Source organism: Hymenobacter aranciens (assembly GCF_030580865.1).
In the GTDB taxonomy this organism is placed as follows: Bacteria; Bacteroidota; Bacteroidia; order Cytophagales; family Hymenobacteraceae; genus Hymenobacter; species Hymenobacter aranciens.
This window is the reverse complement of the sequence record NZ_JAUQSY010000007.1, coordinates 94,317-107,520: the sequence shown is the minus strand read 5'-3', so window position 1 is coordinate 107,520 and position 13,204 is coordinate 94,317. Positions and strand designations below refer to the sequence as shown.

Genomic DNA, 13,204 nt, shown 5'->3' with positions numbered 1-13,204 from the left:
TACGGGCAGGAAGCTGGCGGGCCACCACAGCAAAACGCCCGGCGCGGGCAGCGTCGGGCGTTTCTCATACAGGATGGTAGCCGCTATGGCCAGCCGGGTGGCTTATTCCACCACCACCTGGCGCACGGCCGGGCCTGCCGTGGTATGCAGGTGCAGGGTATAAGCCCCGGCCGCCAGCCCCGCCACCGAGAGGCTGGCCTGCCCGGCGGTGGGCGTCAGGGCCATGCGGCGTACCACCTGGCCCAGGCTGTTGCGCAGCACCGCCGCAACAGGCTGGGTAGTGGCCGGCAGCCCGCTTAGCAGCACCGTTTCGTGGGCGGGGTTGGGGTAGAGCTGTAGCGCCGGCAGCGCCGAGGAGCGCACAGCGTTGGGGCGGCCCAGGCCGGGGCGGATGACGATGGCGTTGTTACGATTGTCGCACACCACCAGGTCCAGTACGCCGTCGCCGGTGGCATCGGCCAGGATACCCTTGTCGCTACGCGAGCCGCATTGGTAGCTGGTTTGGGAACCCAGGTCGCCGGTGGCATCGCCCAGTAGCACTATTACGTTGCCATCGGTCTGGGTTACCACCACATCGGGGTAGCCGTCATTATTCACGTCGCCCAGCGCCACCGAAGCAGTCATGCCCGGCAAATAGTTGTCGCTTTTGGTACCCAGCGTCCCCATGCTATTGCCATCGAGCACCTCCAGCGTGCGGCCAATGGCCGTGCCTACCACGGCATCGCGGTAGCCATCGCCATTCAGGTCCACCAGTTGCACATCGGTGGGCTGGGCGCCCGTCATATAGTCCTGTTTTGTGCCGAAGCCACCCGTACCGTTACCCAGCAGCACCGACAGCGTTTGGCTGGCGAGGTTGGTAGCCAGAATATCGAGCCTTCCATCCCCGTTCAGGTCGGCTAAGCGGGCGCGAGTGGGCGATTGGCCGACCGCGTAGTCCGTTCGAATGGAAAAGCCGCCCGCCGGCAGCGCCAACAGCACCGATACCGTATTATTAAACTTGTTGGCCGTCAGAATATCGAGCTTGCCGTCGCCGTTCACGTCGCCGGCGCTCAGGCTCACTACCCCCTGCTCCGCAGAATAGCTGGGCCCCACACCCAGCGAGCCCGTGCCGTTGCCCGGTAGCAGCACCAGGGCGTTGTTGCCAAGGTCGGCCATCAGCACATCGAGCTTGCCGTCGTAATTAAAGTCCCCTAGCAAAATATCACCGGTACCAGTGCCCGTCAGGTAGGCCACCGGCGCCGCAAAACCGCCCGCAGCCTGCCCCAGCAGCAACGTCATATTGCCAAAGCCCTGGCCTGCGCTTACTATATCGGGATGGCCATCGTTATTCAGGTCGCCCACGGCCACCGTAGTGGGGGTAGGCCCGGCCGGGTAGGCCACTGCCGTCCCAAAGAATTGCGCCCGCGCTGGCTGCCCGGCCAGCCCGAGTGCCAGCAGGCTCGTGCCAACGCTTAATAAGCAGCTTTTTTTCATACAGGAGCTTAAAACAAATAAAAGAAATCCCTTCAAAGGTACTGAAAAGTATAGCCTACAAAAAAGCCACCCCCTGCCCGGGGGTGGCTTTCTGAATAGTCAGGAAAAAAGCTACGTACCAGCCTAATCCACGAGCACGGCGCGGCCGCTCTGCACGTCCTCTTCCACGCTCTTGTACTTCACATCGCGCTTCACGGTGCCGTCCATGTACTGCACGTTCACCCGGTCGTTGCGGTTGGCAATGTGCTGGGCGCGCACGGGCGTTTGCTTCTCGGCCACGGCCGGGGCTTCGTAGTCGGGGCCAATGTCCTCGGGGCCGGCGCCCAGGCTCTGCTGCGAGTCCTCCTTTTCGAGCACCAGCTGGGGCATGTGCTCCTCGTCGTCGAGGTAGTAGTCCATCTCGTCGTTGGTGCCCACGGCCTGCTGCTGCACCGGCACGTCGGCGTGGAACAGGAAGCTGATAGTTTCCTCGTTCACCTTGCCAATCATGCGCTTAAACAGCTCAAACGACTCGAACTTGTACACCAGCAGGGGGTCTTTCTGCTCGTACACGGCGTTCTGCACCACCTGCTTGAGGTCGTCCATCTGGCGCAGGTGCTGCGTCCAGGCCGTGTCGATGACCGACAGCACCACCACCTTCTCCATCGAGCGCAGAATGTCGTGCCCGCCGGTGGCCTCGGCCTTGCGCAGGTTGGCAATGGCCGTCACCTGCTTGCGCCCGTCGGTGAAGGGCACCGCGATGTTCTCGTACTGGGCGCCGTTGCGCAGCAGCTCGTTCACCAGCGGCAAATTGGTGCTGGCGATGTGCTCGTTTTTGCTCTGGAAGTAGCCCAGGGCTTCATTGTACAGCTTCTGCGTGAGCGCCGGGGCCGCCAGATTGGTCAAATCGGCCGCCGAGAGGTGCGTATCGTACCCGAAGACGCGAATCACGGCCAGCTTGAAGTCCTCGAAGTCCTTGGTCACGAGATGCCCGACGGCAATGTCTTCCGACACGTCGTAAATCATGTTCAGGATGTCCACTTCCAGGCGTTCGCCGTGCAAGGCATTGCGGCGCCGCTTGTACACCACTTCGCGCTGGGCATTCATCACGTCGTCGTACTCCAGCAACCGCTTGCGCGTGCCGAAGTGGTTTTCCTCCACCTTCTTCTGCGCCCGCTCGATGGAGCTGGTAATCATCGAGTGCTGGATGACTTCGCCTTCCTCCATGCCCATGCGGTCCATGAGCTTGGCAATGCGGTCCGAGCCGAACAAGCGCATCAGGTTGTCCTCCAAGCTCACGAAAAACTGGCTGCTGCCCGGGTCGCCCTGGCGCCCGGCGCGGCCGCGCAGCTGGCGGTCTACCCGGCGCGACTCGTGGCGCTCGGTGCCGATGATGGCCAACCCGCCGGACGCGCGGCTGGTTTCGCGCAGCTTGATGTCCGTTCCGCGGCCCGCCATGTTGGTGGCGATGGTTACGGTGCCGGGGTAGCCGGCGGCGGCCACAATCTCGGCCTCGCGCTGGTTTTGCTTCGCGTTCAGCACCTGGTGCTGGATGCCGCGCAGCTTGAGCATGCGGCTCACGAGCTCCGAAATCTCGACCGAGGTGGTACCCACGAGCACCGGGCGGCCGGCTTCCACCAGCTTTTGAATTTCCTGGGCCACGGCGTTGTACTTCTCGCGCACAGTCTTATACACCTGGTCGTGCTCGTCCTTGCGGCTGATGGCGCGGTTGGTCGGAATCACCACCACGTCCAATTTGTAGATTTCCCAGAACTCGCCGGCTTCGGTTTCGGCCGTACCCGTCATGCCGCCCAGCTTGTGGTACATGCGGAAGTAGTTCTGCAGCGTCACCGTGGCGTAGGTCTGGGTGGCATCCTCGATGCGCACGCCTTCCTTGGCCTCGATGGCCTGGTGCAGGCCGTCGGAATAGCGGCGGCCCTCCATCACGCGGCCCGTCTGCTCGTCCACGATTTTCACCTTGCCATCCTGGGTCAGGATGTACTGGTCGTCGCGCTCAAACAGGGTGTAGGCTTTGAGCAGCTGGTTCACGGTGTGCACGCGCTCCGACTTCTCGTTATAATCCTGCATCAGCTGGTCCTTCTGGGCCAGCTTTTCCTCGGCCGTCAGGGCCTCGTTTTTCTCGATGTTGGCAATTTCCACCCCGATATCGGGCATGATAAACAGGTGCGGGTCTTCGCCCTGCGCCGTAATCAGGTCAATGCCTTTCTCGGTGAGCTCAATCTGGTTGTTCTTCTCATCAATGGTGAAGAACAGCGGCATGTCGGCCTTGGGCATCTGGCGCGAGTTGTCGGCCAGGTAGTGGTTTTCGGTAGCCTGCAGCACCGTCCGGATACCCGTTTCGCTGAGGTACTTAATGAGCGGCTTGCTCTTGGGCAGCCCGCGGTAGGCGCGGAACAGCATGAGCCCGCCGACGCCGTTTTTGTCACCTTCCTCAACGCCCGTCTTGCCTTCCTTAATCAGCTTGCGGGCTTCCACGAGGTAGTTCTGCACCACCTTCTTCTGTTCCTCCACCAGCCGCTGAATGCGGGGCTTGAGCTGCAGAAACTCGTGCACATCGCCGCGCGGCACCGGCCCGCTGATGATGAGCGGGGTCCGCGCATCGTCAATCAGCACCGAGTCCACTTCGTCCACCATCGCAAAGTGGTGCTTGCGCTGCACCAGCTCCGAAGGGTCGCGGGCCATGTTGTCGCGCAGGTAGTCGAAGCCGAATTCGTTGTTCGTGCCGTACGTAATGTCGGCCAGATACGCGTTGCGGCGGGCATCCGTATTCGGCTGGTGCTTGTCGATGCAGTCCACCGTGATGCCGTGGAACTCAAACAAGGGCGCATTCCACTCCGAGTCGCGCTTGGCGAGGTAATCGTTCACCGTTACGAGGTGCACCCCGCGCCCGCCCAGCGCATTCAGGAACGCGGGCAAGGTCGATACCAGGGTTTTGCCCTCGCCGGTGGCCATCTCGGCGATTTTACCGGTGTGCAACACGTAGCCGCCAATCAGCTGCACGTCGTAATGCACCATGTCCCAGGTAATCTCGGCCCCGGCGGCCAGCCAGGTGTTGCTCCAGATGGCTTTGTCGCCCTCGAAAGTCACGTTGGGGTGGCTGGCGGCGTAGTCGCGGTCCAGGTCGGTGGCCGTCACCACCAGCTGGCCGTTCTGGGCGTAGCGGCGGGCGGTTTCCTTCACGATGGCGAAGGCCACGGGGAGGATTTCCAGCAATACCGCCTCCAAATCTTTGTTGCGCTGCTTTTCCAGCACGTCAATTTGCTCGAAAAGGGCTTCTTTCTTGGCCACGTCGAGGCCGGGCTGGGAGTCGATTTGCTGGTGCAGGCCGGCAATCTGGCCGTCGATGCCCGTCAGCCGCTCGGCAATGCGGGCGCGCAGGGTAGCGGTCTGCCCGCGCAGCTCGTCGTCGCTGATGGCCGCCAGTTTGGCATACTCGGTATTAATGAGGGCCACGTAGGGCAGCACTTCCTTCAGGTCGCGCTCCGATTTGGAGCCAAACAGTTTGGCGACGGTCTTGCCTAAGAAATCAAACATCAGGTATTATTTTAGCGAAAGGCGCTCGGGCGCACCCCAAATTTACGGCCTTTCTAGCGAAAACCGTCCCAAAAGCCGGATAGTGCCAGGCTGGCAGGTTAGCAGGCATTAGGTAAACCAGCACGTCATCCTGAGGTGCGGAGCGGCGAAAGGACCTCGCCCGCTTCGTTGGGATGGTAATTTCAATCGTTCAGACAAAGAAATTACTGCTGCGCACGGCGCGGGCGAGGTCCTTTCGCCGCTCCGCGCCTCAGGATGACGTGCTGGTTTATGGCGTCTTTTCCACATTCACCGTCCGTTTCAGCCAGCGCTTCTCCACCAGATGCCACATCAGGGCCGCCGCCGCCAGCACCACGCCCGTTGCCACGACCGCCCCCAGCCAGGCATTCCCACGAAACAGCCCCAGAAAAACCAGGAACTGAATCAGCGGAAAGTGCAACAGATAAGCCCCGTAGGAGAAGTCGCCCCAGCGCCCGGCCGGTAGCTGCACCGGCAGCCGCAAGGCCGCCCACAGCACCAGCGCGGCAAAGAATACCGGCTCTACCACCGCCCGCGCCCAGGGCAGGTTCCAGCCCAGGCCGGTAAGCACCGCCGCCCCCAGCAGCACCTTCCCCAGATGCGGCTGCCAGCCCCGCGCATGCGCAAACGCCGCCCCCAGCCCGAAGAAATACAGCTGCGCCGGAAACTGCCGGCCCAATTCCCCCATCAACTGGGTGCTGATGGGCAGCTTCAGCTGCAACACCAGCAGCCACAGCTGCATGGCGGCCAGGCACAAGGCCACCGTCACGTACGGCCCCCACTTGCGCAGCGCCCAGGCCAGGGCGGGTACGCAGGCGTAGAGGCACAGCTCCACCTTGATGGTCCAGAGCGAGCCATTGAGCACCGTGACGGGGTGGTTTGCGAAGGCGCCGGGCAGCGTGGGCTGCAGGAAATTCAGAAACGTGAGGTTGGCAGCCAGGTATTTCCAGGTGGCCCGGCTGGCCAGGTACTCCCCCACCGGCAGCGTGCTCGCCAGCAGCCCCAGCACCGCACTCACCAGGATAGTTACGGCGTAAGCCGGGTAAATGCGCCGGGCGCGCTTCTCGGCGTAATCGGCCAGCGAGCGGCTGCGCCCGTAACTGAGGCTCACGAGGTAGCCACTGAGCACGAAAAAGCCCTTCACCGCGAAGTTGGACGACAACCAGGCCGTGATGGGCCGATATTCGGGCCGCTCGGTGAGGATGCCCAAATGGCAGGCCACCACAATAAATGCCAGCACCAGCCGCACGGCATCGAAATTATTGGTAGCGCGGGCGGGATGCTGCATAAGGGCACAAAAATAGGCGCTGCCCGGGGGCAGCGCCTACCAAATTTTGCAGAAAGTGCTTGTGCCAGGCGTGGGCAGCAGCTACCAGCGGCGCCCGCCCCGCACCACCACTACCGGCCGGGGCCGCCACAAGGGCCGCGCCCGCACGATAACCGGCGCCGGGGCCACCACCACGGGTGCCACCGGGGCAACATACACCGGCACTACCGGCGCATAATACACTGGCCGGGGCGGCGCTACGTACACCACCCGGCGCGGCCGGGGGTAGCGGTAGTAGCCGTACTGCGCCTGGGCGGGCAGGGCCGTCCACGCAGACAACGCAATAATCAAAGCCGAAAACACAGTGCGAAGTGACATGGCGAATTAGATTTAAAGGGTGAAATCCGGAGGATTATGGGGCTTGGATGGAGTTTAGCGGCGGAAGTTTAATGAGGCCGGGATTGGGGGCAGCAAAAAGCCCTTTCCGGGGCGGGAAAGGGCTTTTCTTGGAAATGACCGGCAATTGTACTACTCCTGCTTCGGGGCGCGGTTCACGAGTTGCTCCACCAGCGCGGTGCTGCCCGAAATGGCGGGGCGCTTGGGCTTGGCGGCGTCTTCCTTCTCCGTCAGCTTCTTGTAGAGCGTCAGGGCCTGGGCCACCACCTGGTCCATGTTGTAGTACTTATAGGTGGCGAGGCGGCCCACGAAATGCACGTTGGGCGTCTCATCGGCCAGCTTCTTGTACTTGTTGTACAGCTCGGCATTTTCGGGCATCGGGATGGGATAGTACGGGTCGCCCTCGGCCTGCGGGTATTCGTACACGAGGGCCGTTTTGGGGTGCTCCTGGCCGGTGAGGGCCTTAAACTCGGTGATGCGCGTGTAGAGGTTTTCGTTGGGGTAGTTCACCACCGGCGCGGCGAGGTGCTTTTCCTTGCTCAGCGTTTCGTGCTTAAATTCGAGCGACCGGTAGGGCAGCTTGCCGAATTTATAGTCGAAATACTCGTCCACCGGGCCTGTGAAAATCATCTCCTTAAAGGGAATGAAGCTCATCACCTCGTGGTAGTCGGTATTGAGCATCACCTTGATGTTAGGGTGGTCGAGCATTTTCTCGAACATCCGGGTGTAGCCGTGCAGGGGCATGGCCTGGTAGGTATCGGTGAAGTAACGGTCGTCGCGGTTGGTGCGGGTGGGCACGCGGCTGGTCACCGATTTATCGAGCTGCGAGGGGTCGAGGCCCCACTGCTTGTTGGTGTAGTTCTTGAAAAACTTGTTGTACAGCTCGCGGCCTACTTTGCTCACTACCACGTCTTCCGAGGTCTTGATGACGTCCACCTTCTCAGCCACCGACTCGAAAAACTGCTCCACCTCGAAGCTGGTCAGGCTGAGGCCGTAGAGCTTGTTGATGGTGTCGAGGTTGATGGGCATGGGCACCATCTGGCCATCCACGGAGGCGAGCACGCGGTGTTCGTAGGGGCGCCAGTCGGTGAAGCGGCCGAGATAGTCGAACACGTCTTTCGAGTTGGTGTGAAAGATGTGTGGACCGTACTTGTGCACCAGGATACCATCCTCATTATAATGGTCGTAGGCATTGCCACCGATGTGGCTGCGCTTGTCGATAATCAGCACTTTTTTGTTGCTGCGGGTAGCCAGCCGCTCGGCCAGCACGCTGCCGGCAAAACCGGCACCGACGATAAGATAATCAAACATGGCGCTTGTTTTCGGAATGGTTGAAAAAGGAAGTGAAGTAGATATCTGGTTAAAAATCAGACCGCGGCTACGTCAGCAGTCTGGCTGCGGGGGGCGCTGGCGGCGTCCGATTCGTGGGCCTTGGCGGCGAGGCGCTGCGTCATCAGGGCCAGCATCTGCTGCCAGGTCTGGTCCCAGCTGATGGTGGCGAGGTAGTCGTCGGTGCGCTGGCGCCAGTCGGCGTCCTGTGTCTGGGTCAGGGCTTTGGCGATAGCGGCGCCGAAATCCGGGGCGTTGGCGGCAATCTGCACGAGGTTCAGCTCGCCGTAGGGCCGCACCACGTCGCGGATGGGCGTGCTCACCACGGGGCGACCGGCGGCCAGATACTCAGGGGTTTTGGTGGGCGAAATAAACTTGGTGCTTTCGTTGTCGGCGAAAAGCAGCGTGGCCACGTCCCATCCACGTAAATAAGCCGGCAGTTCCTGATAGTCTTTGCCGCCGAGGTAGTGAATGTTACTCGTGCGGGGCAGGGTGGCCGGGTCAATCTTGACGACTGGTCCGATTATGACAAACTGCCACTCGGGATGGTTCACTGCCAGCTCGCCGAGCAGCTCAATGTCCAGCCGTTCGTCTACCACGCCGAAGAAGCCGATGCGCGGATGGGCAATGCCGGCCTGGTCGGCGGGCTCGGGCATTTCCTGGCGGGCCTGGCCAAAGTGGGCTTTGTCGATGCTGCTCGGGAAAGGGTGCGCGTCGGGGTGTTGCTCGCGCTTGGCTTCGTAGAGCGTGTGGCCGCCGGTAAAAACGAGGTCGGCCTGTTGGAACAGGTCTTGCTCACGCTTTTTCAGCTCGGGCGGGGCAAATTTGAAAGCCGCCAGTTCGTCCATGCAGTCGTACACCGTCAGCATAGGCTTGAAGAAGCGCGACTTACCCAGCGCCATCGGCGTGTAGTACCAGAAGATGTACTTTTCGATGCCGTTCTGGTCGAAGTACTTGCTCAGCACCTCAAACTGGGCCTGCTCGGCGGTGGCTTCATCGGCGCGGAGCTTATTAGGCAGGTGCACTACCAGCACTTTCAGGCCATTTTGCCGCTCCTTCACCTCCATGTGCGGCTCGATGAGGTCGTCGTTGTGGTAGAAGGCTTCCTCGACGTAAAACACCCGGCCGTGCTGGGCGAAGCGCGTCATCAGGTGTTGGGGGCGCTGCCACACAAAATCCCAGTTCAGGTGCGCAAAGCACACCAAATCCGGCAAGGTATACTCTTGGTTGTCGGCAGTTTTGGCGGTTTGTTCGCCATTTTGGGCAGCATTAGCAGAGGCGCGCGAAGGCACCTCCGCTGGAGTAGAAAGCGGCATGAAGAACAGCAGGAAAAGAAGGTTTCGCGCCGCAACGGCAGAGTCTCCGATACTCTACCAAGGCGCTTGCCACCCTATACGGATGTGTCCCGCTAAAGGATATACCCAGACCGGGCACATAGTGCTATATGCCAGTCGCCTACAGCCGAGCTTCCCGCAGTAAAGAGCTGACCGGAGCTACTATAAAAGATATTGCCACTCAACGGCATCGAGCCAGCCGGCGGCGGTGCGCAGCCACTGCTGCCGCGTGCCTACTTCCCGAAACCCCAGCTGCCGGAATAGCTGCAGGCTAGCCTGATTATCAACCCCCACCGTAGCGTACAACTGGTGCAAACGCAGCACCTGCCGGGCGTGCTGCTTCAGCAATTCGAGGGCCTGCCGGGCGTAGCCCTGCTCCCGCTCGGTGCCCAGAATGGTGATGCCGACGCCCGCCCGCTGGTGCAGCGGGTCGAAGTCGAAGAGGTCGGCGACTCCCACGGCGCGGCCGTCATTTTCAGTAATTACCACGAGGCGCAGCTGGCGCACTACGTAGAAATCCGCCGTGGCGTGGGCCAGATACTCGCGCAGGGCGTGGCGCGACACGGGCACCAGCGTATCCGAGACGCCCCAGATGCCGGGGTCGTTTTCCAGCGCGTAGAGGAAATCGAGGTCGTCGGGTTCGAGGGCGCGGAGGCGAATCATGGGTTGGCAGACATTTTTTCACCGCAGAGGACGCGGAGGTTTTCGCAGAAGATGCAGAGGACGTTCTTCTGCGAAAACCTCCGCGTCCTCTGCGGTGAAAACCTTAAATTTTTCCCGAAAACACCTGCACGGCTGGCCCGCTCAACCATACGTCCGAAAACCCGGTGGCGTGTTGTTCGAAAGTCACCTCCAACAGGCCGCCCGGCGTGCTCAGGCGCACCGGCGAGGTGGCGCCGAGCGTGCTGGCGGCCAGGGCCACGGCTGTGACGCCGGTGCCGCAGCTATAGGTTTCGTTTTCCACACCGCGCTCGTAGGTGCGCACGGCCCAGGGCTGGCCGGGCTCTACGGGGGCTTCCACAAAGTTGACGTTGGTGCCGGCGGGGTCGTAGGCCTGGTCGTAGCGAATTTCGTGGCCCTGGCCAAACACGTCGAACTCGGCGAGCGAGTGGCCCTCGCTCACGTCGAGGAAGCGGACGTGGTGGGGCGAGCCGGTGTGCAGGTACACGTCGCCGAGCTCGTCGTACACCGGGGCGGGCTGGGCCGGGGCCACGTCCTGCATCTTGAGGCGCACGGTGCCGTCGGCTTCGACGCGGGCCTCGTGGGGGCCGTCCACGGCCAGGAAGGTGGTTTCGTTGTTGATGACGCCGAGAAATTTGGCGAAGGCCACAGTGCAGCGGCCGCCGTTGCCGCACATGGAGCTGGGGCGGCCGTCGGAGTTGAAATACACCATTTCGAAGTCGTAGCCTTCGCGGTTGCGCAGCAGGATAAGCCCATCGGCCCCGATGCCGAAGCGGCGGTGGCAGAGGTGGGCAATGCGGGCTTGGTCGGTGAGGTCGAAGGCTTCGGCGCGGTCGTCAATCATGACGAAGTCGTTGCCGGTGCCGTGGTATTTGTGGAAGTTCATCAGCAGAAATCAACAGCGGAGAGCGCAAAGGTCGGCAGGAAGTGCGAACCTCACCCCCGGCCCCTCTCCCGCGGAGAGGGGAGCGGGTTCTGCGCGGTCACGAGTTGTTCGGTAGTCGTCAGGCTCCCCTCTCCACGGGAGAGGGGCTGGGGGTGAGGTCTACGAGGCCGACCCGCTAGACGTAACAGATGGAGTTATTCGTCCTGTCTTTGGCTGCCCAGCGCTCCCGGCCACAGCGATGCGTGTCGAATGCCACAAATTTTTCAATTAAGAAAATTTGTGGTAAGCTGTGCCACAAATTTTCTTGTAACAGAATTTTGTGGCATCGGTAAGTCAGCTTAAGGCCCCTACCCTGTTATTCGTCCTGCCCCTGGCTGGCCAGGTCGCCGCAGCGCAGCCACCAGTCCCAGCGCTTGCGCTTGGGGGCAATTTTGCCGCGCAGGTATTTTTCGATGAGCAGGGCTCCGAAAGGGGCCGCCGAGAGCCCGCCAAAACCGGCATTTTCGATGTACACGGCCACCACGATTTGCGGCTTGTCGGCCGGGGCGAAGCCGGCGAAGGCGGCGTGGTCGTCGCCCTCGTCGTTTTGCACGGTACCGGTTTTGCCGGCTACCGTGATGCCGACGTCGCTGAGATTGGCCAGCGAGGCGGTGCCGCCGCGCTGCATGGCCGCCACCATGCCGGGCACCAGCGCCGCCAGGTGCACGCTATCGACCAGCGTGCGGTGCCGGCTCTGAAAGCGCGGCAGCGGCTGGCCCGAATTGCCCACGGCGCGCACCAGGTGCGGCACCACATACCAGCCGCGGTTGGCGATGCAGGCCATCACGTTGGCGGTTTGCAGGCCGGTGAGGTTGATTTCGCCCTGGCCGATGCTGAGCGAGGCGATGGTGGGGTATTTCCAGGTGCAGGCACCGTAGAGCCGGTCGTAGTGGCGCGGGGCGGGGATGTAGCCGGGCCGCTCGCGGGTGACGTCGACGCCCAGCAGCGTGTCGAGGCCGAAGGAGCGCACGTAGCGCGTCCAGAGGGCCAGGTTCTGGTGGCGGGCGGCGCAGGTGTCGCGCCCCGGCTGGCGGTTGACGAGTGTGCGCATCACCTGGTAGAAATACGGATTGCAGCTGTATTTCAGGGCCTGGGTGATGTTGCGGGCCGTGGGGTGGTCGTGCACGCAGTTGACCAGCGACTGGTCGCAATAGAACGTAGTATCGGCCGGGATGGCGCCCAGCTGCATGGCCACGGCCGCATTCACCACTTTGAACACCGAGCCCGGCGGGTTGGCCAGCAGCGCCGGCCGGTTAAGCAGCGGCTGGTCGTCGCTGAGCAATAAATTGCGGCGCTCGCGGCTGTGGACGGGCGTGGTGAGCACGGCGGGGTCGTAGGTGGGGGCCGACACGTAGCACAGGATTTCGCCGGTGGCGGGCTCCAGTGCCACCACGTAGCCGCGGCGCTCGCCCAGCAGCTTCTCGGCGTAGGCCTGCAATTTTACGTCGAGGCTGAGGTGCAAATCCTGGCCGGGGCGGTACACGGTATCGGCGGCCCAGGAGCCGTGCACGCGGCCGTGGCCGTCGGTGATGGGGTGGTAAGCGCCCCAGTGACCGGCCAGCAGGGCATTATAGTAGCTCTCGACGCCGCCGTTGCGCAGGCGCTGCACGTAGCGGCCGCGGCCGGCCGCCTGGGCCTGCTGCAGGAAAGCGGCGGCCGACTGCGTGGTGTAGCCCAGCACCGGCGCGGCCACGCGGGTGCGGTAGCCGCGGCCGCGCTGCTCTATTATCGTCAGACCGGGCCATTTAGCCTGCTTTTCGCGTAAGGCAGCGGCCTCGGGAGCCGTGAGCGTCAGGGGCACGGGCCAGCGCTGCCAGCGGGGGCGCGGCCTGGGTGGGTCGACAGGCGGCAGGAACACGCCGGCCGTATCGCGCAGCAGCCGGGGCGGGTAGGCGGGCGGGGTGCGGTTGGCGGCGCAGCGGGCCTGCACGGCCCCGGCGGGCCAGCCCAGCAGCTTGTTGAAGGCTACCGAATCGAACTTCGGCAGGCGCGGCAGCAGTAAGGTGTAGTGCACAGCGTTGGTCACCAGCAGCGAGTCGTGGCGGTCGTAGATGCGGCCGCGGGTGGGGTGGTATTCTTCGCGGCAGTTGAAGTAGGGTTCTTCGGGCGGGGCGGCGGGGTCGTCCGGCGTCGAGCAGGCGCCCAGCGCCGCCAGGACTACCAGCCAAACCCAACTGAATTTCCATTTTCCGACAACCATCCTGCAAAGGTACCGGGCTATTCCTTGGCTGGGCGTAGGCTTCTCGG

General features: G+C 62.7%; 9 protein-coding genes. All 9 read right to left on the bottom strand.

Annotated elements, in window-relative coordinates; all coding sequences use genetic code 11:
- Positions 1-102 precede the first annotated feature (102 nt).
- The 9 genes from Q5H93_RS11755 to Q5H93_RS11715 all read right to left on the bottom strand — a co-directional run bounded on the left by Q5H93_RS11755 (position 103) and on the right by Q5H93_RS11715 (position 13,157).
- Positions 103-1,473: an FG-GAP-like repeat-containing protein gene (locus Q5H93_RS11755; protein WP_305006720.1), complete on the bottom strand. Its 1,371-nt coding sequence runs from the start codon at positions 1,471-1,473 to the stop codon at positions 103-105.
- Between the two features lie 123 nt (positions 1,474-1,596).
- The gene (secA, locus tag Q5H93_RS11750; RefSeq protein ID WP_305006719.1) at positions 1,597-5,007 is read right to left on the bottom strand and encodes a preprotein translocase subunit SecA; all 3,411 of its coding nucleotides are present in this window, start codon (positions 5,005-5,007) and stop codon (positions 1,597-1,599) included.
- Between the two features lie 268 nt (positions 5,008-5,275).
- The gene (locus tag Q5H93_RS11745) at positions 5,276-6,313 is read right to left on the bottom strand and encodes an acyltransferase family protein (RefSeq protein WP_305006718.1); all 1,038 of its coding nucleotides are present in this window, start codon (positions 6,311-6,313) and stop codon (positions 5,276-5,278) included.
- Positions 6,314-6,394: 81 nt separating this feature from the next.
- Positions 6,395-6,670, bottom strand: a complete 276-nt coding sequence (locus tag Q5H93_RS11740) for a hypothetical protein (RefSeq protein WP_305006717.1) — start codon at positions 6,668-6,670, stop codon at positions 6,395-6,397.
- A gap of 150 nt (positions 6,671-6,820) precedes the next feature.
- Positions 6,821-7,999, bottom strand: a complete 1,179-nt coding sequence (gene glf, locus Q5H93_RS11735) for a UDP-galactopyranose mutase (protein WP_305006716.1) — start codon at positions 7,997-7,999, stop codon at positions 6,821-6,823.
- A 56-nt stretch (positions 8,000-8,055) separates the two neighbouring features.
- Positions 8,056-9,333 (bottom strand): glycosyltransferase family 1 protein, encoded by a 1,278-nt coding sequence (locus tag Q5H93_RS11730; RefSeq protein ID WP_305006715.1) that lies wholly within the window; start codon positions 9,331-9,333, stop codon positions 8,056-8,058.
- Positions 9,334-9,513: 180 nt separating this feature from the next.
- Positions 9,514-10,014, bottom strand: a complete 501-nt coding sequence (locus Q5H93_RS11725) for a GNAT family N-acetyltransferase (RefSeq protein WP_305006714.1) — start codon at positions 10,012-10,014, stop codon at positions 9,514-9,516.
- 103 nt (positions 10,015-10,117) lie between these two features.
- Positions 10,118-10,918 carry a diaminopimelate epimerase gene (gene dapF / locus Q5H93_RS11720; RefSeq protein ID WP_305006713.1) on the bottom strand — a complete coding sequence of 267 codons (801 nt, stop codon included), beginning with the start codon at positions 10,916-10,918 and terminating at the stop codon, positions 10,118-10,120.
- Positions 10,919-11,273: 355 nt separating this feature from the next.
- Positions 11,274-13,157: a peptidoglycan D,D-transpeptidase FtsI family protein gene (locus Q5H93_RS11715; protein ID WP_305006712.1), complete on the bottom strand. Its 1,884-nt coding sequence runs from the start codon at positions 13,155-13,157 to the stop codon at positions 11,274-11,276.
- Between the last annotated feature and the right edge of the window lie 47 nt (positions 13,158-13,204).

What these genes read in the sequence shown, in the direction of transcription:
- glf (WP_305006716.1), bottom strand. Translation starts at nt 7,999, where the DNA reads ATGTTTGATTATCTTATCGTCGGTGCCGGTTTTGCCGGCAGCGTGCTG.
- Q5H93_RS11755 (WP_305006720.1), bottom strand. Translation starts at nt 1,473, where the DNA reads ATGAAAAAAAGCTGCTTATTAAGCGTTGGCACGAGCCTGCTGGCACTC.
- secA (WP_305006719.1), bottom strand. Translation starts at nt 5,007, where the DNA reads ATGTTTGATTTCTTAGGCAAGACCGTCGCCAAACTGTTTGGCTCCAAA.
- Q5H93_RS11740 (WP_305006717.1), bottom strand. Translation starts at nt 6,670, where the DNA reads ATGTCACTTCGCACTGTGTTTTCGGCTTTGATTATTGCGTTGTCTGCG.
- Q5H93_RS11715 (WP_305006712.1), bottom strand. Translation starts at nt 13,157, where the DNA reads ATGGTTGTCGGAAAATGGAAATTCAGTTGGGTTTGGCTGGTAGTCCTG.
- Q5H93_RS11725 (WP_305006714.1), bottom strand. Translation starts at nt 10,014, where the DNA reads ATGATTCGCCTCCGCGCCCTCGAACCCGACGACCTCGATTTCCTCTAC.
- dapF (WP_305006713.1), bottom strand. Translation starts at nt 10,918, where the DNA reads ATGAACTTCCACAAATACCACGGCACCGGCAACGACTTCGTCATGATT.
- Q5H93_RS11730 (WP_305006715.1), bottom strand. Translation starts at nt 9,333, where the DNA reads ATGCCGCTTTCTACTCCAGCGGAGGTGCCTTCGCGCGCCTCTGCTAAT.
- Q5H93_RS11745 (WP_305006718.1), bottom strand. Translation starts at nt 6,313, where the DNA reads ATGCAGCATCCCGCCCGCGCTACCAATAATTTCGATGCCGTGCGGCTG.